Below are 22,246 nucleotides of genomic sequence, written 5' to 3'. Positions count from 1 at the left end.
GCGAACATCGTCGCGGCATGGTGCACCCCACCACCCGGAGGCGGCGTCGCACCAGGAGGACCAGGCGGACCAGGCGGACCAGGCGGACCGGGAGGAGCAGGCGGACCGGGCGGCTGCGCCCCGGGAGGCGGCGTCGCACCCGAGTCCGGCGCACCCGGAGGCCCCAGCTGCGACACGAGCTGCGTCGGCACATAACCACCCGCCGGCGCACCCGGCCCCGAAGGCGGCGGGGTCGCCCCCGGCCGCACCCCCGGCGTACCCGGCGCCCCGGGCGGCGGCGGAGTCGTCGACCCCGCACCCCGCGCACCCCGCGGCGGCACGACCGCCTTGCTCGTCGCCGCATCCGCGATGTCCCCCGCACCGGGACCCGGACCCCGGCCCGGGCCCTCCGCGGAAGGCGCCGGAACAACGGGAGCAGAAGGAGCAGAAGGAGTGGGGGCGGCGGGAGCGGGAGGCCCCGGCGGCGGCGCCTGCGGATCCAGCCCCGGCACGACCGACGTCGGCGGCAGCTGACTGCCACCCGACATCAGCGCCGTCGGCGCCTCCGCGGAAACGACCCGCGGCGGAGCCTCGTCATCGTCCGACCCCGAGAGCGGCGGCGCGAACACCGTCGCCGGCAACGGCACCGCACCCTCGTCGGCACCCGCGTTCGTATCCGTACCCGCCCACGGCGTCCCACCGGCCGGCACACCGTCGTTCGCCGTCGGCTCATGATCCGGCTGCCCACCGGCAGCCGGCCACGCCGACCCCGAATCGGCCTGCGCCGGCACGGGAACAGAAGGAGAGGAAGCAGAAGAAGCGGGAGGAGAAGAAGAAGGGGAGGCGGGAGCAGACGGCGCATCCCCGTCCGACTCCGCACGCCGGTCCGGAATACCCAGCTTGTCCGCCGCCTCCTGGAGCCACTCCGGCGGCGTCAACAGGAACGACGTCTGATTCAGATCGATACGCTGCGGCGGCTCCGGAGCAGCGGCCTCCGCCTCCGCGGACGCCCCGTAATCCTCCTCGTACCGCCGGATCACCTCACCCACCGGCAACCCCGGCCACAACGTGGCCTCACCACTGTCCCGGGCGATCACCAGCCGCTGACGGCCCCCGTCCGACACAGGACCCTCCGCACGGTCCTCCGCCCACACCACGAAACCCAGCTCGAACTCACGGACCCGGACCTCACGGTGCTGATACGCGGGCACATCACCGTTGACCCACTCATCCGCCCGCTCCTGCGCCTGCGCGAACGTCACCACCGCGCTCACCCCTCCACCGGGACGGCCCGCGCGAAGCCACCGTCCACCATCAGGTTCGCCACCGTCTCCAACTCCGGCGGATTACCCGCCAGCCGCTGGAGGAACGCGTCGAAATCCTCACCGCACGGCAACAGAAGCCGGTCCACCCGCTCCTGCACACCCCAGCCGTCCTGATCCCGCGCATCGTCGTACGCGCAGAACCACACCGACCCCACACCGGACCCACGCACCTTCACCGCCAGGATCCCGCCCTGGACGAAACCCACGCCCAGGAAATCCTTCGTGAAGTGATCACGCAGACACTTGTTCACATACACCAGGTCGTTCATGGCAGCTTCCTCACGCACCGTGAAGAACGGCTGGTCCACCAGCAGACCCAGCTCCGCGTCCAACGCCGCACCCACCGGCGCCGAACCACCCGCCGCCTTCAGGAACGACCGGTACGCACCAGGAAGCCGATAACCCAGATCCTCCTCGACACCCAGGATCTGCTGCTCACCCACCGCCACCGAACCCTTCGGCAACCGGAAATGAGCGGGCCGCGTCTCCTGCAACGGCCGCGTACCACGACGGTTCTGATCCACCGCGGTCGTCGCCAGACCACCGTGATGACGCAACAACGCCTTCACCTCGACCGGCACCAGCTCCATCCGCCGGCCACCCGCCACGTGATGCCACGTCCAGCCGTGCGGAGTCGCCACCGCGGGAATCGTGCCCCACAGCTCATGACCACTCGCCGCCAACGCCGCGTTCGCCGACACGTAATCCGTCAACCGCAGCTCGTCGACACCGAACCCCGGAGGCGGATCCGCGATCTCCGCGGCCGCACGCGCGTACGGCGAAAGCACCGGATAGCCGTTCCCGTCCACACGCACACCCCTGGGATGGCGGGACGCCCGGACCGGATCCGGGAAATGCACGACCTGCCCGGCATAGGCCGCATTCGGTGGCGCGGCTTGCTGCCCGAGCCGACCTGTCGTCATGGCGGTTGCCCCCTGCTGCGTCTGGTGTTCCGCACAGCCTATGCGGTGACGCAACAACGCCCCCCGCCCCCGGGCACCCCCTCACCCACCGTCACCACCACGTGACGGACATACGACAACCACCCCACCCGCCCGCGACACGCAGACACGTTTCACCCACCCAGCTTCCCCACCACCCTGCATATTTGGCAGGCTGTCCCCCGCAACTCGGGGGATTGCAGGGAGGGACACCAGCACCATGCACACAGCACAAACAGTCACATCCGGAGACCCACGACTCAGCTGGAGCACCACCGAACCCAACCGCGCACCCCAGCTCCACCACCGCCGCGACGGCATCCTGCCCGCCGTGGCCGCAGCGCTGTCCGTACGCGGAGAAACCCTCACCTGCACCGCGGGCAAAGGCGACCAGCCACCCGTCCTCCACCCCCTCGTGCAGGACTTCCTCGACACCCTCACCAGCAACCAGCGCGAACGCTTCACCGGCCGCTGCCCCGAAGCCATACTCCTGTCACGCCAGCTCACCGCCGCCGACGACAGCCGCTCCAAACGCGCCCAGCGCAAACCCCTCACCAACGGCGAAGCCCGCCGCGCACTCAAACACGCGCGCCTCACCGCCCGCCGCATCCGCGAGGACGGCGACCCCCTCCACGGCAGCTACGCACCCCCCTGCCGCTCCTGCACGGCGATGCTCGCCCACTTCGGCGTACGCCCCGTCGACCTCACCACCGGTGCGGCGACCACCGCCGAGAAGGGCTGAGCACACCACCATGCACGACCGGACCGACGTACCCGCCCAGCAGAACCGCGCCTCCACCACCCGCTTCCCCGTCGCCGTCGACGCCGCACTCCGCGACGCCGGCTGGGAACCCGGCCGCTGGGACATCCGCCAGGCCGAGGAATGGGCCGACGCCCTCCGCTCCCACGCCTCCCCCGCCGGACACCAGCACGCCGTCTTCCCCGCGGCCGTCGAAGCCTGGGCCGAATTCGGCGGCCTCCACATCACCGCCACCGCACCCGGCCGCCAGATCGCCACCCCCACCGTGCACATCGACCCGCTCAGCGGACTCCACCTGGCACGCACCCTCGGCGACCTCGGACGCGCCCTCGAAACCGAAGTCGCCCCCCTCGGCGAAGAAGGCGACGGACAAGCCGTCCTCGCCATCGACAGCGAAGGCCGCGTCTACTCCATCGACCACACCGGCGACTGGTACCTCGGCTCCGACATCGACCGCGCCCTCGAAACCCTCATGACCGGCACCCAGCCCGCCCGCCTCACCTCCGGCTGAGCCCCCTCACGCCTCCCCGGCGTCCGGCAACACCGCCGACACCCGGAAACCCCCCGCATCCGTCGGCCCCGACACGAACACACCGCCCAGCCCCAGCACCCGCTCCCGCATCCCCACCAGACCGTTCCCACCGCTCGGCAGCCCGGCGTCCGCCGTCACACCGTCCGTCGGACCGTTCTCCACCTGCATCGCCACCTCCGCCCCCCGGTGCGCCAACCGCACCCACGTCCGCGCACCCGCCGCATGCTTGTGCACGTTCGTCAACGCCTCCTGCACCACCCGGTACGCCGTCTGCTCCACCTCCGGCGCATACGGACGCAGCTCCCCCTCCACCGAGAGCTCCACCGTCATCCCCGCCTCACGCGACTGCGCCACCAGCGCCTCCACCTCACGCAGCCGAGGCCCCTCCTCCACCGCCTCCACGGCGACGACGGCCGCCACCCGCCCCACCGACGCCAACGGCACCTGGCCCGGCCGCGGAGCCACCAACGCGTCCCCGCTCCGCAGCACCCCGAGCATCTCCCGCAACTCCGTCAACGCCTGCCGGCCCATGTCCCCCACCAGCGCCGCGTTACGCACCGCCTTCGCCGGATCCTTCGGCGCCACCGCCTGCAACGCCGCCGCGTGCACCACCATCAGGCTCACCCGGTGCGCCACCACGTCATGCATCTCCCGCGCGATCCGGGTCCGCTCCTCCGTACGCGCCCACTCGGCCCGCTCCTCCGCCCGGTCCGCCAGCAGCGACAGCTCCCGCTCCAGCGAATCCGCACGCTCCCGCAAGCTCTCCATCAGCCTGCGCCTGGCCCCGATATAGAGACCGAAGAGCACCGACGGCGCCGTCATCCCCAACGACATGAACAGGGACACCGCCGGCACGTACCAGACGCCCGGCCCGAAATCCGCGTGCTCGTCCACGCTCTGCCGCAGCCGGACGTACGACACGATGAACGTGCCGACCAGCGTCATCCCCGTCAGCACCACCGTGATCCTGCGCGGCACCTCCGAGGCCGCCAGCGTGTAGAGCCCGACGATCGCCATCAGGAAGCCCATCTCGGCCGGCGTCGTCGCGATCGACACCAGCACCACCGCGATCGGCCACCGCCGCCGCAGCACCAGCACCGAACCGGCCAGCAGCCCGAAGAGCACCGTCAACGGCACCGGCAACCCGGTGTCCCCGGCGAACTCCACCCCCTCCAGCGCACACTCCAGCGCCGAGACCAGCGCCAGCCCCACGTCCAGGGCGACACTCCGCCGCCGCTCCCACCACCAGTAGCCGCGGGTGGTCGGACCCGCCGCTTCCCGGTCTGCCCCCGTTGCGGTCATGGCATCCAGCGTACGGGCGGACGCATCCCTTTTTCCGGAGACTCCATCAGCACAGAAAGTGACTGGTCACGACGTAAACGCAGGTAATCGCACGATCCGGTGAACCGAGCACCCTTTCGACCCGGACGTCCGCATTCCGGACGACGCTGCTCACATGACACATGCCACTGGCAAGTACGCGGATTTCGAGGGCCTCCGGAAGCAGGCGGTCGCGCTGAGGCGCGAGGGCCTCAGCGTGCGACAGATCAGGGACCGGCTGAAGGTCTTCAACAACGACATCCTCCATCGCCTCCTGCAAGGCGAGCCCGCCCCGGATTGGACGAAGCGTCCCCGCGCGAAGGACGACCTGCGCGCGAAGGCCCGGGAGCTGCGACTCCAGGGCATGACCTACGACCAGATCCAGGAGGAGCTGGGCTGCTCGAAGAGCTCGATCTCGCTATGGGTCCGGGACCTGCCGAAGCCGGAACCTCGCTACACGGAGGAAGAGCGTCTCGCCCGTATGAACGCGGGACTGGCCAGCCTGCGGGCACACCAGGACGCAGAACGAGTGGAGACAAAACGCGTCGCACGCGAATCAGTGGGCGAGGTCTCCGATCGGGAGCTCTTTCTGGCCGGGGTCGCGCTGTACTGGGCCGAGGGCATGAAGGACAAGCCCTACAGCCGCCGGGAAAGCCTGCTGTTCATCAACAGCGACCCCAACGTGATCAAGGTCTACCTGAGCTGGCTCGACCTGCTCGGCGTCACACGCGAGCGCCTACACCTCCGCGTCAGCATCCATGAGACGGCGAACGTCGCAGAGGCAGAGGATTTCTGGGCCGACCTGACCGGAATCCCACGCGCGGACTTCATGCGGGCCACCCTCAAAAAGCACTCCCCGAAGACGACTCGCAAGAACACAGGCGAGGCGTATCGCGGCTGTCTGGTCATCTACGTAACCAAGAGCGCGGAGCTCTATCGTCGCGTAGAAGGCGCTTGGTACGGCATAGTGTTGGGTGCCGACCCGACGGACCGACGCAATGTCCGGTTTAGTCGAGCTTGATCCCCCATGGTGTAATCAGGCAGCACTGCGAGTTTTGGTCTCGTATGTCCAGGTTCAAATCCTGGTGGGGGAGCACCAAGACGCGGGCCCCGACCTCACGGTCGGGGCCCGCGCTCGTTTCGGGCATATACGCCCCCGGTATCCTGCGGATGTCCACCACCCGAAGCCGAAGGGCACATCCGTGAGCGCCATCACCCCGGCCGCCGTCGTCGTCCTCGCAGCGGGTGAGGGCACCCGCATGAAGTCGAAGACACCCAAGGTCCTGCACGAGATCTCCGGGCGCTCGCTCGTCGGACATGTCGTCGCCGCCTCCCGTGAGCTCGACCCCCAGCACCTCGTCGTGGTCGTGGGCCACGCCAGCGAGCAGGTCACCGCGCACCTCTCCGCCGGGGACACCCCCGTACGCACCGCCTACCAGGCCGAGCAGAACGGCACCGGCCACGCGGTCCGGATGGGCCTCGAGGAGCTCGGCGGAACCGTCGACGGCACCGTGATCGTCGTCTGCGGGGACACCCCGCTGCTCTCCGGCGAGACCCTCGCCGCGCTCGCCGCCACGCACTCCGCCGACGCCAACGCCGTCACCGTGCTGACCGCCGAGGTCCCGGACTCCACCGGCTACGGCCGGATCGTGCGCGACGCGGCCACCGGGGCGGTCACCGAGATCGTCGAGCACAAGGACGCCACCGACGCGCAGCGTGCGATCCGGGAGATCAACTCCGGGGTCTTCGCGTTCGACGGCCGGCTGCTGAGCGACGCGCTCGGCAAGGTCCGCACGGACAACAGCCAGGGCGAGGAGTACCTCACCGACGTGCTGTCGATCCTGCGTGAGGCGGGGCACCGGGTGGGGGCCTCCGTGGCGGGCGACCACCGGGAGATCCTGGGCATCAACAACCGCCTCCAGCTGGCCGAGGCGCGGCGGCTGCTGAACGAGCGGCTGCTGGAGCGCGCCATGCTGGCGGGCGTGACGGTCGTGGACCCGGCGTCGACGCTGATCGACGCGACGGTGACGTACGAGCGTGACGCGGTCGTGCACCCGGGGACCCAGCTGCTGGGGACGACGCATCTCGCCGAGGACGCCGAGGTGGGCCCGAACTCCCGTCTGAAGGACACCGTGGTCCATGCGGGCGCGCGGGTGGACAACACGGTCTCGGACGGCGCCGAGGTGGGCCCCGGGGCGTCGGTGGGGCCGTTCGCGTATCTGCGGCCGGGCACGCGGCTGGGCGCGAAGGCCAAGGCCGGTACGTACGTCGAGATGAAGAACGCGACGATCGGCGAGGGCACGAAGGTGCCGCATCTGAGTTACGTCGGGGACGCGACGATCGGTGACCACACGAACATCGGTGCGGCGAGCGTGTTCGTGAACTACGACGGGGTGGCGAAGCACCACACCACGATCGGGTCGCACTGCCGGACCGGGTCGGACAATATGTTTGTGGCGCCTGTCACGGTCGGGGACGGCGTTTACACGGCCGCGGGTTCGGTCATCACCAAGGACGTACCGTCCGGTTCACTGGCCGTCGCCCGGGGCCAGCAGCGGAATATCGAGGGCTGGGTCGCCCGGAAGCGTCCCGGGAGTGCCGCGGCTCAGGCTGCCCAGGCCGCCACTCAGGAGCCCGACGGCGAAAGCTGACCGGAAACAGGTGCGCCAAAGGCGGCGTACCGTGATAGATGCTCACCCATTTCGGCTGGCTCGTCGCACATCGGGACACATGCGTGCGGTGCCAGATACACGTCTGAGGAGACTGTGCTGTGACCGGGATCAAGACGACCGGCGAGAAGAAACTGATGCTCTTCTCCGGCCGCGCCCACCCCGAGCTGGCCGAGGAGGTCGCGCATCAACTGGGTGTCGGTCTCGTGCCGACGAAGGCCTTCGATTTCGCCAACGGTGAGATCTACGTGCGTTTCCAGGAGTCCGCGCGTGGCGCCGACTGCTTCCTGATCCAGAGCCACACGGCTCCGATCAACAAGTGGATCATGGAGCAGCTGATCATGCTGGACGCGCTGAAGCGCGCGTCGGCCCGTTCCATCACGGTGATCGTGCCGTTCTACGGGTATGCCCGTCAGGACAAGAAGCACCGTGGTCGTGAGCCGATCTCGGCGCGGCTGATCGCGGATCTGATGAAGACGGCGGGTGCGGACCGCATCCTCACGGTGGATCTGCACACGGACCAGATCCAGGGCTTCTTCGACGGTCCGGTGGACCACCTGTTCGCGCTGCCGATCCTGGCGGACTACGTGGGTGCGAAGGTCGACCGTTCGAAGCTGACGATCGTGTCTCCGGACGCCGGCCGTGTGCGGGTGGCGGACCGTTGGTGCGACCGGCTGGACGCTCCGCTGGCGATCGTGCACAAGCGGCGTGACAAGGACGTGCCGAACCAGGTCAGCGTCCATGAGGTCGTGGGTAACGTCGAGGGCCGGGTGTGTGTCCTGGTCGACGACATGATCGACACGGGTGGCACGATCTGTGCCGCCGCGGACGCGCTGTTCGCGCACGGTGCGGAGGACGTCATAGTGACGGCGACGCACGGTGTGCTGTCGGGTCCGGCCGCGGACCGTCTGAAGAATTCGAAGGTCAGTGAGTTCGTGTTCACGGACACGCTGCCGACGCCGGGTGAGCTGGAGATCGACAAGATCACGGTGCTCTCGATCGCGCCGACGATCGCGCGTGCGGTGCGTGAGGTGTTCGAGGACGGTTCGGTGACGAGCCTCTTCGAGGAGCAGGAGTAGTCACACGGGTGATCGCCCCCTGCGGGTGATCGACTTTGGGTGCGGCCTTCCCGCCGGGTAGACTGAACAGGTTGCTCGGCGAGGGAGGCCGTTCTCATGCGTGGTCATGGGGTCGGTGCTCCGTTATCGACGCGCTCTTCGTAGCAGGCCTGTCGTGGGCCGGGTGACCATCGGTTCTTCGTCACCTTTTGAGTCATCTACGAGGAGTGCAGCATGGCTGAGATCAAGCTCGACGCAACGGTCCGTACGGAGTTCGGCAAGGGCGCTGCCCGTCGTACGCGTCGTGCCAACCTGGTTCCCGGGGTCGTCTACGGCCACGGTGCTGAGCCGGTTCACATCAACCTGCCGGGCCACGAGCTGCTGCTCGCCCTGCGTACCGCGAACGTGCTGATCGGTCTGGAGATCGACGGCAAGGACGCGCTGGTCATCCCGAAGGCCGTGCAGCGCAACCCCCTCAAGGGCAACATCGAGCACGTCGACCTGCTGACCGTGAAGCGCGGCGAGAAGGTCAACGTCGAGATCGCGGTGCACGCCGAGGGCGACCTGGCGCCGGGCGCCAACCTGCTGGAGTACGTGCAGAGCACCCTGCTCGTCGAGGCCGAGGCCACCCACATCCCCGAGTCGGTCACGGTTTCCGTCGCCGGTCTGGACGCGGGTGACTCGATCGTCGCGAAGGACATCGAGCTGCCCAAGGGTGCCGTGCTCGCCGGTGACGAGGACGCCATCGTGCTGCAGGTCGTCGCCGCGCAGGCCGAGGAGGCGCCTGCCGAGGGCACCGAGACCGAGGCTGCCGAGGCCTGAGCCTCGCCCCACCTGCTTGACTGACGGGGTGGCGGTTCCCTTCCGGGGGTTCCGCCGCCCCGTTTCCCTGTATCGACCGGCTGTGTACGTACGCGAGGAGACCGAGCTCTGATGTCCGACGCCACCGACCCCTGGCTGATCGTGGGCCTCGGTAATCCCGGCCCCGAGTATGCGGCGAACCGGCACAACGTCGGTTTCATGGTGGCCGATCTGCTGGCTGAGCGGATCGGTGGGAAGTTCAAGCGGGCGCAGAAGGCGCAGGCTCAGGTGGTGGAGGGGCGGATCGGTCCGCCGGGGCCGGCGAGTCGTCGTGTGGTGCTGGCGAAGCCGATGTCGTACATGAATCTGTCGGGTGGTCCGGTGACGGCTCTGCGGGATTTCTACAAGGTGCCGACGGATCATGTCGTGGCGGTGCATGACGAGTTGGACATCGATTTCGGGATGTTGCGGCTGAAGCTGGGTGGCGGGGACAACGGGCACAACGGGCTGAAGTCGATGACGAAGGCGATGAGTCCGGATTATCACCGGGTGCGGTTCGGGATCGGTCGGCCGCCGGGGCGGATGCAGGTGGCGGATTTCGTGCTGAAGGACTTCTCGTCGGCGGAGCGCAAGGAGCTCGCGTATCTGGTCGACCGGTCGGCGGATGCGGTGGAGTCGTTGCTGGCGGAGGGGCTGGAGCGGGCTCAGTCCGCGTACAACTCCTGACATTCCTGTTGCTTCTTGGGTGTTTTTCGGCCATAGGTTGACCGACGGCAGGGCTCTGCCCAAGGATCGGCCCCCATGAAGCGGAGTTCGTCCCACCGGGTGGTGGCCCATGGCCGTACGTTCGCGGCGGGCTGTGTCGTGCTGGTGCTGCTGGTGGCGGGCGTGTGGACGTCGTGGGACACGGCGCATCACATCGTTCTGGCCAAGGGCCGTGACCACGGGACGATGACGGTGACGGGGTGCGGTGACGACGCGTGTACGGGGTCGTTCGCTCCGGACGCGACGTCGCAGGCGCGGTCCGAGGTGGCGGTGGAGCGGTCCGTCGCGGTGCGGAAGGGGGACCGTTTCCCCGTGGTGGTGAAGCCCGGGACCGGGGACGTGGTGCGTACCGGGTTGCCGGGCTTTCTGCATGCGTGGGTGCCGCTGGGTGGTGCGTTGATGCTGGCCGCGTTGTTGATCGGCGGCGGTATGCGGCTGACGCGGACGGCGTGGGGGACCGGGATCGCGGGTGCGGTCCTGCTGCTGGCGACGTTCGTCGCCCTCTGACAGGGGCCGCACCCGCTCACATGGTGATCAGCCGGTGTTGCGGAGGCCTGCGGCGACACCGTTGACGGTGAGCAGCAGGGCGCGGGCGAGCAGGGGGTCGGGCTCTTCGCCGCTTTCGGCGGCCTGGCGCTGGCGGGCGAGCAGGGATACCTGGAGGTAGGAGATGGGGTCCAGGTAGGCGTCGCGGATGGCGAAGGTCTGCTGGAGCACCGGGCTGGTGTCGAGGAGTTCCTTGCCGCCGGTGACCTTGAGGACTTCCTGCACGGTGAGTTCGTGTTCGGCCTGGATGACGTCGAAGACGTGCTTGAGCTCGTCGGGGACGAGGGTGTCGACGTAGTGCCGGGCGATGCGCAGGTCGGTCTTGGCGAGGGTCATCTCGACGTTGGAGATGAAGTTCTGGAAGAAGTGCCACTGTCCGTGCATTTCTTCCAGGACGGGGTCGAGGCCGGCTTCGCGGAGTGCCTTGAGGCCGGAGCCGACGCCGAACCAGCCGGGGACGATCTGGCGGGACTGGGTCCAGCCGAAGACCCACGGGATGGCGCGCAGTCCGTCGAGGGAGACGCCGGAGCCGGGGCGGCGGGAGGGCCGGGAGCCGAGGTGCAGGTCGGCGAGCTGGTCCACCGGGGTGGAGGCGAGGAAGTAGGCGGGGAGGTCGGGGTCCTCGACGAGCTTGCGGTAGGCCTGGTGGGCGGCGTCGGAGACGGTGTCCATGGCCGCGTCCCAGCGGGCGAGGGCTTCGTCGGACTGGCGGGGTGCGGTGTGGAGCGCGGAGGCCTGGAGGGTGGCCGCGACGGTCAGTTCCAGGTTTTCGCGGGCGAGGGCGGGGATGAGGTACTTGTCGGAGATGACCTCGCCCTGTTCGGTCACCTTGATCTCGCCCTCGAGGGTGCCCCAGGGCTGCGCGAGGATCGCGTCGTGGGAGGGGCCGCCGCCGCGGCCGACGGTGCCGCCGCGGCCGTGGAAGAGGCGCAGGCGTACGCCGTAGCGGTGGGCCACGTCGCGGAGCCGGCGCTGGGCGCGGTGGATCTCCCACTGGGAGGTGGTGATGCCGCCGAACTTGGAGGAGTCGGAGTAGCCGAGCATGACCTCCTGGACGTCGCCGCGGAGGGAGACGAGCCGGCGGTAGGAGGGGTCGGCGAGCATCTCGTCGAGGATGACGTCGGCGGCCTTGAGCTCGTCGGTGGTCTCCAGGAGCGGGACGATGCCGATCTTGGCCCAGCCGCCGTGGAGGTCGAGGAGGCCGGCTTCGCGGGCGAGGACGGCGGCGGCGAAGACGTCGTCGGCGCCCTGGCACATCGAGATGATGTAGGACTCGATGACCTCGGGGCCGAAGCGTTCGAAGGCCTGGCTGATGGTGTGGAAGACGCCGAGGGTCTTCTCGCCCGCGGCGTCCAGCGGGGCGGGGGTGGGTGCGAGGGGGCGGCGGGAGCGGAGTTCCTTGGCGAGGAGCTTCTGCCGGTAGTCGCGGGGCATGTCGGCGTAGCGCCAGGATTCCTCGCCGAGGCGGTCGAAGAGCTGGCCGAGGGTGTGGTGGTGGGCGTCGGCGTGTTCGCGGACGTCCATGGTGGCGAGCTGGAGGCCGAACGCGGTGAGCGTGCGGATGGTGCGGTCCATGCGGCCGTCGGCGAAGAGTCCGCCGCGGTGTTCGCGCAGGGAGGTCTGGATGAGGACCAGGTCGGCGATGAGCTCGGAGGTGCCGAGGTAGTCGCAGCCGGGGCGGTGGGGGGTGCCGGAGGCGAGGCGCTCGCGGGTGTTGACGAGCTTCTGCCGGATGCAGGTGGCCTTGAGGCGGTAGGGCTCCTCGGCGTTCAGCCGCTTGTAGCGGGGGCTGATCTCGGGGAGGCGTTCCAGGTCGGTCTGGAGTGAGGTGAGGAGCTCGTCGGTGGCTCCGGTGTAGCGGATGGAGTTGGAGAGCAGTCCGCGCAGCTGGTCGACGAGTTCGAGGGCGTCGGTGATGCCGTGCTCGTGCTGGAGGATGAGCACGTCCCAGGTGACGGTGGGTGTGACGTTGGGGTTGCCGTCGCGGTCTCCTCCGATCCAGGTGCCGAAGGTGAGGGGGCGGGTGCCGGCGGGCAGTTCGACGCCGACGCGATCCAGCTCCGCGGCCAGGTCCTCCAGGACGTCGCCCACGGCGTTGGCGTGGAGTTCGTCGAGGTAGTAGATGGCGTTGCGGGCTTCGTCGGCGGGCTCCGGGCGGACGACGCGGAGTTCGTCGGTCTGCCAGATGAGGTCGATGTTCTCGGCCAGCCGGATGTCCTGGCGTCGGCGGTCGGCCTCGATGACGGGGGTTTCGAGGAGTTCGGCGATGCGGCGGAGCTTGTTGAGTACGGAGCGCCGTGCGGCCTCGGTGGGGTGGGCGGTGAAGACGGGCCGGACGTTGAGGTTCTTGACCGTCTCGCGCAGGTGTTCGGGGTCTGCGTCCTTGAGGCGGTCGGCGGTGCGGGCGAGGAGCCCGCCCTCGGCGGCCCGGCGGTCGCGCATCTCGTGGCCGCGGTGGACCTGCTCGGTCACGTTGGCGAGGTGGAAGTAGGTGGAGAAGGCGCGCACGAGCTGTGCGGCGGTCTCCAGGTCCGTGTCTCCGAGGAGCTCTGCTGCTGCCTCACCGTCGGTGCGGGTCAGGGCGCGGACGCGTTCGACGAGGTCGAGGAGGTCCTGGCCCTCCTGTCGTACGAGGGTCTCACCCAGCAGGTCTCCGAGGCGGCGGATATCGGCCCGCAGTTCGGTGTTGGCGGCAGGGGTCTGGTCGGCACTGCTCACAGTGTGCGGCTCCTTGCAGTGGTTGAGCACGTCTGTCAGGGGGGCCGGGGCGCTCGCGGTGCTGACGGGTCACCCCGGATATGCAGAGTGCGGACCGCGCTGTCCGACCCACCCAGGATAGGTGTCCGGGGGTTCGGCGTGCTCGCTGCCCTGCACCGTGAGACGGATGGGGGGTGGGTGGGGGGTGAGGGCCTCGCCGCACACGGGTTGTGGCGGCGGCGCTCTCGTGTCGTGGCGCACTTCGCTGCCATACTTACGTTGCCGTAGGTTACGGAAGCGTAGCCCGCTCATACCGTCATATTTCCTCACCTCACGGGGGACTCCCCATGCCCACCAGCCCCGATGTGATCGACGACGGCCTGCCGACCGCGGCAGGCGACACCGCAGCTCCCTCCGCCACGCTCGGCGGCGACAAGAAGCGTTCGGTCGAGCAGCTCGCTCTGCTGCTGTTCATCGTGGTGCCCTTCGCGGCCCTGGTAGCGGCGGTGCCGCTGGCCTGGGGCCGTGGTGTCAGCTGGCTCGATCTGGGTCTGCTGGTCGCCATGTACTACTGGGGCTGCCACGGCGTGACGATCGGTTTCCACCGCTACTTCACGCACGGCTCGTTCAAGGCGAACCGCACGCTCCGTCTCACCCTGGCGGTCGCGGGCTCGATGGCGGTGGAGGGGCCGCTGGTGCGCTGGGTGGCCGACCACCGCAAGCACCACCGGTTCTCCGACGCCGAGGGTGACCCGCATTCGCCGTGGCGGTTCGGTGAGAACCTGCCGGCGCTGCTGAAGGGCCTGTGGTGGGCCCATATCGGCTGGATGTTCAACGAGGAGCAGACCCCGCAGCAGAAGTACGCCCCGGACCTGGTCAGGGACCCGGCGATCCGTGCGATCTCGCGTCACTTCCTCAGCTTCACGATCCTGTCGCTGGCGATCCCGCCGCTGGTCGGCGGCCTGGTCACGATGTCGTGGTGGGGTGCGTTCACCGCCTTCTTCTGGGGCTCGCTGGTCCGGGTGGCGCTGCTGCACCACGTGACGTGGTCGATCAACTCGATCTGTCACGCGGTCGGGAAGCGGCCCTTCAAGTCCCGTGACCGGTCGGGGAACGTGTGGTGGCTGGCGGTGCTCTCGTGCGGCGAGTCGTGGCACAACCTGCACCACGCGGACCCCACGTGTGCGCGGCACGGGGTCATGCGGGGCCAGATCGACTCCAGCGCCCGGCTGATCCGCTGGTTCGAGAAGCTGGGCTGGGCGCACGACGTGCGGTGGCCCGATGCCTCGCGTATCGCCTCCCGCCGCAAGGCCGCGGCCGCAGACCCGGCATGATTGACGACGTGGCGACCGACGGAAGCACCAGCGGCGAGAAGAGCAGGCCTGCCCCCACACGAAGGGCCCGGCGGGTCCGGATGACGGGCAAGGAGCGCCGCGAGCAGCTCCTGGACATCGGCCGCACCCTGTTCGCCGACAAGGGCTTCGAGGGCACATCGGTGGAGGAGATCGCGGCGCGTGCCGGGGTCTCCAAGCCGGTGGTGTACGAGCACTTCGGCGGCAAGGAGGGCCTGTACGCCGTGGTGGTCGACCGTGAGATGCGCCAGTTGCTGGACCTGGTGACGGGGGCGCTCACCGCGGGGCATCCGCGTGAGCTGCTGGAGCAGGCGGCGTTCGCGCTGCTGGACTACATCGAGACGTACACGGACGGTTTCCGGATCCTGGTGCGTGACTCCCCGGTCGCGCAGTCCACGGGCACCTTCGCCTCGCTGATCAGCGATATCGCCACGCAGGTCGAGGACATCCTGGGCCTGGAGTTCAAGGCCCGGGGCTTCGACCCGAAGCTGGCCCCGCTGTACGCGCAGGCGCTGGTGGGGATGGTGGCGCTGACGGGTCAGTGGTGGCTGGACGTACGGAAGCCGAAGAAGGCCGAGGTGGCCGCCCATCTGGTGAATCTGGCGTGGCACGGGCTGGAGAACCTGGAGTCCAAGCCACGGCTGATAGGCCACCGGAAGAGCTGATCCCCGGCTCGTCACCCGTTGTGATGACGCCTGTGGATTGCCGGCCGTAGTGTGGTCGGCAGGGCACAGAATCCCGTCCATGGGAGGAACCATGACCGCCGAGCCGATCACCGGGCACAGCAGCCGCTGGCCGGTGCCCCCGCAGGACGGATACACCGTGGACGACCTGTTCACGCTGCCCGATCTCCCGCCGCACACGGAATTGCTCGACGGGAGCCTGGTTTTTGTGAGTCCGCAGCGAGATTTCCACAGCACGATGATCGACCTTCTGGTGACCGGGCTCCGGCACAGCGCCCCACCGGAACTGAGGACGCGCCGCGAGATGACCGTGGTCCTCGACCGGCGCAACGCTCCCGAGCCGGATGTGTCCGTCGTCCGGGCGGAAGCGGTCACCGGGCCGGAGCTGACCCGTTTCGCAGCTGCGGACGTACTCCTCGCCGTCGAGGTGGTCTCACCCGACTCCGAGGCCCGCGACCGTGACGCCAAGCCGCAGAAGTACGCGGCGGCCGGCATCCCGAACTTCTGGCTGGTCGAGATGGCCGGGAGCGACAAGCACCCGGTCGTGCGGGTCTACGAGCTGGACCCGGTGAACAAGACGTACGCGCTGACCGGGATCCATCACGACCGGCTCAAGACGGGTGTGCCCTTCCCCGTCGACGTCGACATCTCCCTCGAGGCCCTCGACCGGCTCTGAGCGCTCATCCGGCGGTGCGGGCCACCGCGAAGATCCGGCGGAACGGGAAGACCGTGCCGTAGGGGCCCGCCGGGTAGGCGGTGCGCAGCAGGTCGCGGTATTCGGTGAGGAAGGCGTCGTGGGCCTCGGGGTCGTCCGCGAGGGCGTCGAGGACGGGGCGCAGTCCGGTGCCCTTGACCCAGTCGAGGACGGGGTCCTCGCCCTGGAGCAGGTGCAGATAGGTGGTCTCCCAGACGTCCACGGTGCGGCCGGGCGCGGTGAGCCGCTCCAGGTAGTGCGCCGGGGTGTGGACGGCGTCCCCGTGGCGCAGGAGTCCGCCGAGGCGGTCGTGCCAGCGGGGGGATCCGGCGAGTTCCCGCATGAGGGTGTGGCTGGGGGCGTCGAAGTTGCCGGGGACCTGGAAGGCGAGGGTGCCGCCGGGGGCGAGGGCGTCCAGCCAGTGGGGGAAGCGGGCGGTGTGGCCGGGGACCCACTGGAGGAGGGCGTTGGAGACGATGAGGTCGTACGTCTCGGTGGGGGTCCAGGTGCCGGCGTCGGCCTCGGCGAAGTCGAGGAGGGGCCCGGCGTGGGTGCGGGCGCGCTCCAGCATGTGGGGCGAGCTGTCGTAGCCGGTGACGCGGGCGGCAGGCCAGCGTTCGCCGAGCAGCGCGGTGACGTTGCCCGCGCCGCAGCCGAGGTCGGCGATGCGGGGTGCGGGTTCGTGCGGGAGGGGGCCGATGTGGGCCAGGAGGTCGTGGAAGGGCCGGGTGCGGTGGTCGGCGTGGCGGAGGTACTGCTGCGGGTCCCAGGTCGGTGCGCTCATGGGGCCAGGATCACCACGACAGTTTCTTGATGTCAAGACACTTGAATTCAAGAGACTTCATGTCGAGGGACCCTCTACACTGATCGTCATGGAGGACGAGGTCGACCGACTGGTCGCTGCATGGCGCCGAGAGCGCCCCGACCTCGACGTGGAACCACTCGAGGTCCTGAGCCGCGTCTCCCGTCTGGCCCGGCACCTGGACCGGGCGCGCAGGATCGCCTTCGCGGAGCACCAGCTGGAGCCGTGGGAATTCGACGTCCTGACGTCGCTGCGCCGGGCGGGCGCGCCGTATCAGCTCTCCCCCGGCCAGCTCCTCACCCAGACCCTCGTCACCTCGGGCACGATGACGAACCGCATCGACCGGCTGACCAAGAAGAATCTGGTCGAGCGGCTGCCCGACCCGAGCGACCGCCGTGGTGTCCTCGTCCGGCTGACCGATCTGGGCCGGGACAAGGCCGACCAGTCGCTGGCCGGTCTGCTCGACCAGGAGCGGGCCATCCTGGGTGAGCTCTCTCGCCAACAGCGGTCCGAACTGGCCGGACTGCTACGCGGGCTGACCGCCCCGTTCGACAACATCCCCGGTTAGCGCGACGGGGCCCACCCCGGCCCGCCGGGCCAGCGCCACCGCCGCCAGGGTCGAGTGCACACCCAGCTTCCCCAGCACGTTCTGCATATGGGTCCGCACCGTGTGCGGGGACAGGAAGAGCCGCTCCGCGACCGCCTTGCGGCCCAGGCCCGCCACCATGCAGCGCAGCACCTCGCGCTCGCGCGGCGTCAGCGACTCGACGAGCTGCTCGCTCTCGGTGCGGTGCTTGCGGGCCGCCGTCAGCTCCCGCAGGACACCGGTCAGCAGCGCGGCCGGCAGATGCGTCTCGTCGCGCAGCACGCCCCGTATGACCGTCAGCAGCCGTTGCAGCGAGCAGTCCTTGGCGACCCAGCCCGAGGCCCCGGCCTGCAACGCCTTCGCCGCCCGGCGCGGGTCGTCCTTCTCGGCGAGGACCACCGTACGGATCCGGGGATGGCTCGAACGCACCCCCGCCACCAGCGAGATGCCGTCCGCCGGCCCGCTCTCGGGTGCGCCGCGCGGTGCGGGGACGGTGGGGGCGCCCGCCGCGGGGAGGGCGCCCAGTTCGGCGTCGACCAGCATCACGTCGTAGTGGCGCCCCTCGGCGGCCGCGCGCTCCAGACACCGCAGCGCGGCGGGCCCGCTGCCCGCCGCGGACACGTCGACGTCCGGTTCGGCGGCGAGGGCCGCCGCGAGGGACTCGGCAAAGATGCGGTGGTCGTCGACCACCAGAACCCGGATACGAGCCACAGACACCCCCATGCTGTGTGAGCTCCTGGGGCGCCCGTCCATGGTCGGCCCCGACGAGGACGGACCACGGCGGACACAACGCCCGGAGCACCCCGGTGGACCGCCGGCGCACGGCCGCCGCCGTGTGCCGGCCGCCACCCGCTCCGGGCGTCGTATCCGACTGTCTCGTCCCCTGAAACGGCACCGGCCCCCACCGGTGCTGCGCATCAGCCTACGGTGGGTGGTGGTCGCCGGAAGGCGATTCGCAGAACTGACCGCCCACGGTGTCTAGGGTGTTGGACATGTTCCGTCTTGAGACCGAAGTGGACAAGGAACGTCGTATTCTGCTGGGCCGACGGCTCCATGACGACAACTGGGACGGATCGGCAGGGTTACGCGCCCTGCATTCCACCTCCGCCGAGCACGAAGTCCCGCTGGAGGTCTGGCTCCTGGACGAGCGGGGCGAGCTGGCCGGCGGGCTGAGCGGGCGGACCTGGGCCTACTGGCTCCATGTGGACCTGCTCTGGGTCGACGCCCGCCACCGCGGCCTCGGCCTCGGCTCGCGGCTGCTCGCCGAGGCGGAGCGCCTCGCCCACGACGACCGGGCCTGTACCCGCTCCCGGCTGGAGACCTGGGACTTCCAGGCCCCGGACTTCTACCGGAAGCAGGGGTACGAGGTGGTGGGCGAGGTCGAGGACTACCCGCCCGGCGTCGCGGAGCTGATCCTGGTCAAGCGGCTGGAGCGATCCGCCGGCCCCCCGCCGAGGGAACCGCGGGGAACACTCCCGGCGCGGCGTGACCGGCCGCGGTGAAGGCCTCCGATACGGCCTTGGCGACGGTGTCCTCCATCGCCTCCTCCACCAGCACGATCGCCGAGCCGCCGAAGCCGCCGCCGGTCATCCTGGCCCCGAGCGCCCCGGCCTCGTTCGCCGCGGAGACCACGAGGTCCAGCTCCGGGCACGAGACCCGCAGGTCGTCGCGGAGCGAGACGTGGCCCTCGGTGAGGACCGGGCCCGCCGCGCGCACCTCGCCCGCGTCGAGCAGCGCGATGACCTGCTCCACCCGGTGGTTGTCGCTCACCACATGGCGGACGTAGCGCACGACCGACTCGTCCTCGCCGGACGCCGCGAGGGTCTCCAGCGCGGCGTCCAGTCCCTCGTACGGGAGGTCGCGGAGGGTGGCGATGCCGAGCGCCCGGGCTCCCGCCTCGCAGCCGGCCCGGCGCTCGGCGTACGCGCCGTCGCCCAGGGCGTGCTTGACGCGGGTGTCGACGACCAGCAGCTTCAGCCCGTGCGCGGCCAGGTCGAAGGGGACCTGGCGCAGGGTGAGGTCGCGGGTGTCGAGGTGCAGGGCGTGGCCCTCGGTGCAGCACGCGGAGGCCATCTGGTCCATGACGCCGCAGGGCACGCCGACGAAGGCGTTCTCGGCGCGCTGGCCGAGCACGGCGATCTCCGGGGCGCTCAGGCCCAGCTCGAAGAGGTCGTTCAGGGCGAGCGCGGTGACGACCTCCAGGGCGGCCGACGAGGAGAGGCCGGCGCCGACCGGGACGGTGGAGGTGAGCTGGATGTCCGCGCCGGTGACGGCGTGGCCGGCCTCGCGGAGCGCCCAGACGACACCGGCCGGGTAGGCGGCCCAGCCGTGGCCCGAGTGCGGGGTCAGCTCGTCGACGCGCAGGGAGACGACGCCGCCCGGTACGTCGGTGGAGTGCAGCCGCAGCAGTCCGTCGGTGCGGGGGGCGACGGCCGCGCGGGCGGCGTGCGGGAGGGCGAGCGGCATGACGAAGCCGTCGTTGAAGTCGGTGTACTCACCGATCAGGTTCACCCGTCCGGGGGCGGCCCAGATCCCCTCGGGGGCGGTCCCGTAGAGCTCGGTGAAGGAGGCGGTGAGCTCGGCGTTGTCGGTCATGGTGCGGTGGGCTCCTCTCGGCGGGCGAACGTCCACGCGTCGGCGACGATGGCGGCCAGGTCGGCGCGGGACGGCTGCCAGCCGAGCCGCTCCCTGGCGGTGGCGGCGGAGGCGACGAGGACGGCCGGGTCGCCGCCGCGCCGGGGTGCGGCGGTCTCCGGGACGGGGTGGCCGGTGACCTGGCGGACGGTCTCGACGACCTCGCGTACGGAGAAGCCGTTGCCGTTGCCGAGGTTGCAGATGAGGTGCTCGCCCGCGGTGGCCGCGTCCAGGGCCAGCAGGTGGGCCTCGGCGAGGTCGGCGACGTGGATGTAGTCGCGTACGCAGGTGCCGTCGGGGGTCGGGTAGTCGTCGCCGTAGACGGAGATGGACTCGCGCTGCCCGAGGGCGACCTGGAGGACCAGGGGGATGAGGTGGGACTCGGGGCTGTGGCGTTCGCCGCAGCTGCCGTAGGCGCCCGCGACGTTGAAGTAGCGCAGGGAGACGGCGGCCAGGCCGTGGGCGGTCGCCTCGCCGGAGATCATGTGGTCGACGGCGAGCTTGGAGGCGCCGTACGGGCTGGTGGGCGCGGTGGGGTCGGTCTCCGTGATGGGGCTGGAGACCGGCTCGCCGTAGGTCGCCGCGGTGGAGGAGAAGACGAGGGTGCGCACCCCGGCGTCGCGCATGGCGGCGAGGAGGGCGGTGGTGCCGCCGACGTTGTTGACCCAGTACTTCTCGGGGTCGACGACGGACTCGCCGACCTGGGAGTACGCGGCGAAGTGCAGCACCCCGTCGTAGGAGGCGTCCAGCCACTTGGCGGCGTCCTGGATGCGGCCCTCGATGAACTCGGCGCCCTGGGGGACGCCCTCGCGGAAGCCGGTCGACAGGTCGTCGAGGACGGTCACGGTGTGGCCGGCCTCCAGCAGATGTGCGGCGACGACACTGCCGACGTATCCCGCGCCGCCCGTCACCAGGTACTTCTTGCCGGTGTTGCTCACTCGCTCGCTACCTCTCGCAGTCGCTGGGCCGCGGCCTCCGGCGGCACGTCGTTGATGAACACGCCCATGCCGGACTCGGAGCCCGCGAGGAACTTCAGCTTGCCCGTGGTCCGCCGGATGGTGAAAAGCTCCAGGTGCAGTCCGAACTCCTCACGCCCGGGAACCCTGAAGGGGGCCTGGTGCCAGGCGGAGATGTACGGGGTCGGCGGCTCGCCGGGGCCGAAGATCCGGTCGAATCGCCTCAAGAGTTCCAGATAGACCTGTGGGAATTCCGTGCGCGCGCCCTCGTCGAGCTCCCGCAGGTCGGGGACGCGGTGGCGCGGGTGGAGATGGACCTCGTACGGCCAGTGCGCGGCGTACGGCACGAAGGCCACCCAGTGCTCGGCCTCCAGGACGACGCGGTCGCCGTCGGCGAGCTCACGGGCCACGACGTCGTCGAAGAGGTTGCGGCCGGTCTCCGCGCGGTGGGCCTCCATCGAGCGGAGCATCTGCTCGGTGCGCGGGGTGACGAACGGGTAGCCGTAGATCTGCCCGTGCGGGTGGCCGAGGGTGACGCCGATCTCGGCGCCCCGGTTCTCGAAGCAGAACACCTGGGTGACCTGCGGGAGCTCGGCGAGGTCGGCGGTGCGGTCGGTCCAGGCCTCCAGGACCAGGGCGGCCTGGTCCTCGGTGAGGCCGGCGAAGGAGACGTCGTGGTCGGAGGTGAAGCAGACGACCTCGCAGCGGCCGGAGTCGCCGGCGAGGGAGGGGAAGCGGTTCTCGAAGACGGCGACGTCGTAATGGGTGTCGGGGATCTCGCTGAGCCGGCCCTCCTGCGAGGGGCAGAGCGGGCACTCGTCGGCCGGCGGGTGGTACGTCCGCCCCTGGCGGTGCGAGGCGATGGCCACCGAGTCGCCGAGCAGGGGGTCGCGGCGGACCTCCGACGAGGTCGAGACGGGATCCAGCGGCCGCTGGTCGACGGCGTCGCGGACGGTGTCGTCCGCGGAGTCGTAGTAGATCAGCTCACGGCCGTCGGCGAGGGTCGTAACCGTCTTCTTCACCAGGCTCCTCCATGTAACGCCCTCCAAACATAACCGCACATAACAAATCACAACTCAACACGACAGTCAATGGCGCCGAGCCCTGTGGGCAGCCTGTGCGGATGGGTGGCCAGAACCGGACATT

General features: G+C 70.0%; 20 protein-coding genes and 2 pseudogenes. 13 read left to right on the top strand and 9 right to left on the bottom strand.

What is annotated here, in order from left to right:
• Window positions 1-1,244: pseudogene (locus tag ACZ607_RS30930) on the bottom strand (SUKH-4 family immunity protein); the annotation flags it as partial.
• A 5-nt stretch (window positions 1,245-1,249) separates the two neighbouring features.
• Complete coding sequence (locus ACZ607_RS30925) at window positions 1,250-2,227, bottom strand: SMI1/KNR4 family protein (protein ID WP_469740198.1); 978 nt, start codon at window positions 2,225-2,227, stop codon at window positions 1,250-1,252.
• A 238-nt stretch (window positions 2,228-2,465) separates the two neighbouring features.
• Between ACZ607_RS30925 and ACZ607_RS30920 the strand changes: the two genes are divergently transcribed.
• Window positions 2,466-2,987 carry a YwqJ-related putative deaminase gene (locus ACZ607_RS30920; RefSeq protein WP_129263873.1) on the top strand — a complete coding sequence of 174 codons (522 nt, stop codon included), beginning with the start codon at window positions 2,466-2,468 and terminating at the stop codon, window positions 2,985-2,987.
• 10 nt (window positions 2,988-2,997) lie between these two features.
• Entirely contained in the window at window positions 2,998-3,516 is a 519-nt protein-coding gene (locus ACZ607_RS30915; RefSeq protein ID WP_469740196.1) for an SUKH-3 domain-containing protein, read from the top strand.
• 6 nt (window positions 3,517-3,522) lie between these two features.
• On the opposite strand, the gene ACZ607_RS30910 is transcribed toward ACZ607_RS30915, so the two are convergent.
• A complete protein-coding gene (locus ACZ607_RS30910; RefSeq protein ID WP_469740194.1) occupies window positions 3,523-4,839 on the bottom strand; it encodes a sensor histidine kinase in 1,317 nt (438 codons plus the stop codon).
• A gap of 154 nt (window positions 4,840-4,993) precedes the next feature.
• On the opposite strand from ACZ607_RS30910, the gene ACZ607_RS30905 reads away from it, so the two are divergent.
• The 6 genes from ACZ607_RS30905 to ACZ607_RS30880 all read left to right on the top strand — a co-directional run bounded on the left by ACZ607_RS30905 (window position 4,994) and on the right by ACZ607_RS30880 (window position 10,657).
• Window positions 4,994-5,878 (top strand): helix-turn-helix domain-containing protein, encoded by an 885-nt coding sequence (locus ACZ607_RS30905; protein WP_469740192.1) that lies wholly within the window; start codon window positions 4,994-4,996, stop codon window positions 5,876-5,878.
• A 181-nt stretch (window positions 5,879-6,059) separates the two neighbouring features.
• Entirely contained in the window at window positions 6,060-7,508 is a 1,449-nt protein-coding gene (glmU, locus tag ACZ607_RS30900) for a bifunctional UDP-N-acetylglucosamine diphosphorylase/glucosamine-1-phosphate N-acetyltransferase GlmU (RefSeq protein ID WP_469740190.1), read from the top strand.
• A gap of 119 nt (window positions 7,509-7,627) precedes the next feature.
• Complete coding sequence (locus ACZ607_RS30895; protein WP_469740188.1) at window positions 7,628-8,605, top strand: ribose-phosphate diphosphokinase; 978 nt, start codon at window positions 7,628-7,630, stop codon at window positions 8,603-8,605.
• Window positions 8,606-8,818: 213 nt separating this feature from the next.
• Entirely contained in the window at window positions 8,819-9,406 is a 588-nt protein-coding gene (locus ACZ607_RS30890; protein WP_469740186.1) for a 50S ribosomal protein L25/general stress protein Ctc, read from the top strand.
• 111 nt (window positions 9,407-9,517) lie between these two features.
• Window positions 9,518-10,111 (top strand): aminoacyl-tRNA hydrolase, encoded by a 594-nt coding sequence (gene pth / locus ACZ607_RS30885; RefSeq protein ID WP_469740183.1) that lies wholly within the window; start codon window positions 9,518-9,520, stop codon window positions 10,109-10,111.
• 75 nt (window positions 10,112-10,186) lie between these two features.
• Entirely contained in the window at window positions 10,187-10,657 is a 471-nt protein-coding gene (locus tag ACZ607_RS30880; RefSeq protein WP_469740180.1) for a hypothetical protein, read from the top strand.
• A 27-nt stretch (window positions 10,658-10,684) separates the two neighbouring features.
• Here the strand turns inward: ACZ607_RS30880 and ppc are convergent, their stop codons facing one another.
• On the bottom strand, window positions 10,685-13,414 hold the full coding sequence (ppc, locus tag ACZ607_RS30875) for a phosphoenolpyruvate carboxylase (RefSeq protein ID WP_469740178.1): 2,730 nt from the start codon (window positions 13,412-13,414) through the stop codon (window positions 10,685-10,687).
• 326 nt (window positions 13,415-13,740) lie between these two features.
• On the opposite strand from ppc, the gene ACZ607_RS30870 reads away from it, so the two are divergent.
• The 3 genes from ACZ607_RS30870 to ACZ607_RS30860 all read left to right on the top strand — a co-directional run bounded on the left by ACZ607_RS30870 (window position 13,741) and on the right by ACZ607_RS30860 (window position 16,104).
• The gene (locus tag ACZ607_RS30870; RefSeq protein ID WP_469740176.1) at window positions 13,741-14,727 is read left to right on the top strand and encodes an acyl-CoA desaturase; all 987 of its coding nucleotides are present in this window, start codon (window positions 13,741-13,743) and stop codon (window positions 14,725-14,727) included.
• Entirely contained in the window at window positions 14,724-15,410 is a 687-nt protein-coding gene (locus ACZ607_RS30865) for a TetR/AcrR family transcriptional regulator (RefSeq protein WP_099177320.1), read from the top strand. The genes ACZ607_RS30870 and ACZ607_RS30865 overlap by 4 nt, the downstream gene beginning before the upstream one ends.
• 91 nt (window positions 15,411-15,501) lie before the next feature.
• Window positions 15,502-16,104 carry a Uma2 family endonuclease gene (locus ACZ607_RS30860; RefSeq protein WP_469740450.1) on the top strand — a complete coding sequence of 201 codons (603 nt, stop codon included), beginning with the start codon at window positions 15,502-15,504 and terminating at the stop codon, window positions 16,102-16,104.
• 4 nt (window positions 16,105-16,108) lie between these two features.
• Here ACZ607_RS30860 and ACZ607_RS30855 read toward each other — a convergent pair whose 3' ends face one another.
• Window positions 16,109-16,906: a trans-aconitate 2-methyltransferase gene (locus tag ACZ607_RS30855; protein WP_469740174.1), complete on the bottom strand. Its 798-nt coding sequence runs from the start codon at window positions 16,904-16,906 to the stop codon at window positions 16,109-16,111.
• Between the two features lie 88 nt (window positions 16,907-16,994).
• On the opposite strand from ACZ607_RS30855, the gene ACZ607_RS30850 reads away from it, so the two are divergent.
• On the top strand, window positions 16,995-17,492 hold the full coding sequence (locus ACZ607_RS30850) for a MarR family winged helix-turn-helix transcriptional regulator (RefSeq protein WP_124277360.1): 498 nt from the start codon (window positions 16,995-16,997) through the stop codon (window positions 17,490-17,492).
• Here the strand turns inward: ACZ607_RS30850 and ACZ607_RS30845 are convergent.
• Window positions 17,451-18,233, bottom strand: a complete 783-nt coding sequence (locus ACZ607_RS30845; protein ID WP_469740172.1) for a LuxR C-terminal-related transcriptional regulator — start codon at window positions 18,231-18,233, stop codon at window positions 17,451-17,453. The genes ACZ607_RS30850 and ACZ607_RS30845 overlap by 42 nt on opposite strands.
• 269 nt (window positions 18,234-18,502) lie before the next feature.
• Here ACZ607_RS30845 and ACZ607_RS30840 point away from each other — a divergent pair.
• Window positions 18,503-18,940 (top strand): annotated as a pseudogene (locus ACZ607_RS30840) (GNAT family N-acetyltransferase); the annotation flags it as partial.
• Here the strand turns inward: ACZ607_RS30840 and galK are convergent.
• Genes galK through galT form a run of 3 tightly spaced genes read right to left on the bottom strand, consistent with a single transcriptional unit; the run spans window position 18,930 to window position 22,122 of the window.
• On the bottom strand, window positions 18,930-20,105 hold the full coding sequence (gene galK, locus ACZ607_RS30835; RefSeq protein WP_469740169.1) for a galactokinase: 1,176 nt from the start codon (window positions 20,103-20,105) through the stop codon (window positions 18,930-18,932). The pseudogene ACZ607_RS30840 and the gene galK overlap by 11 nt on opposite strands.
• On the bottom strand, window positions 20,102-21,082 hold the full coding sequence (gene galE / locus ACZ607_RS30830; protein WP_469740165.1) for a UDP-glucose 4-epimerase GalE: 981 nt from the start codon (window positions 21,080-21,082) through the stop codon (window positions 20,102-20,104). The genes galK and galE overlap by 4 nt, the downstream gene beginning before the upstream one ends.
• Entirely contained in the window at window positions 21,079-22,122 is a 1,044-nt protein-coding gene (gene galT, locus ACZ607_RS30825) for a galactose-1-phosphate uridylyltransferase (RefSeq protein WP_469740162.1), read from the bottom strand. Before galT ends, galE begins: the two co-directional genes overlap by 4 nt.
• Between the last annotated feature and the right edge of the window lie 124 nt (window positions 22,123-22,246).

It is taken from the genome of Streptomyces sp. NPDC104381 (assembly GCF_055583745.1).
This window is presented reverse-complemented; position numbering and strand designations above follow the sequence as displayed.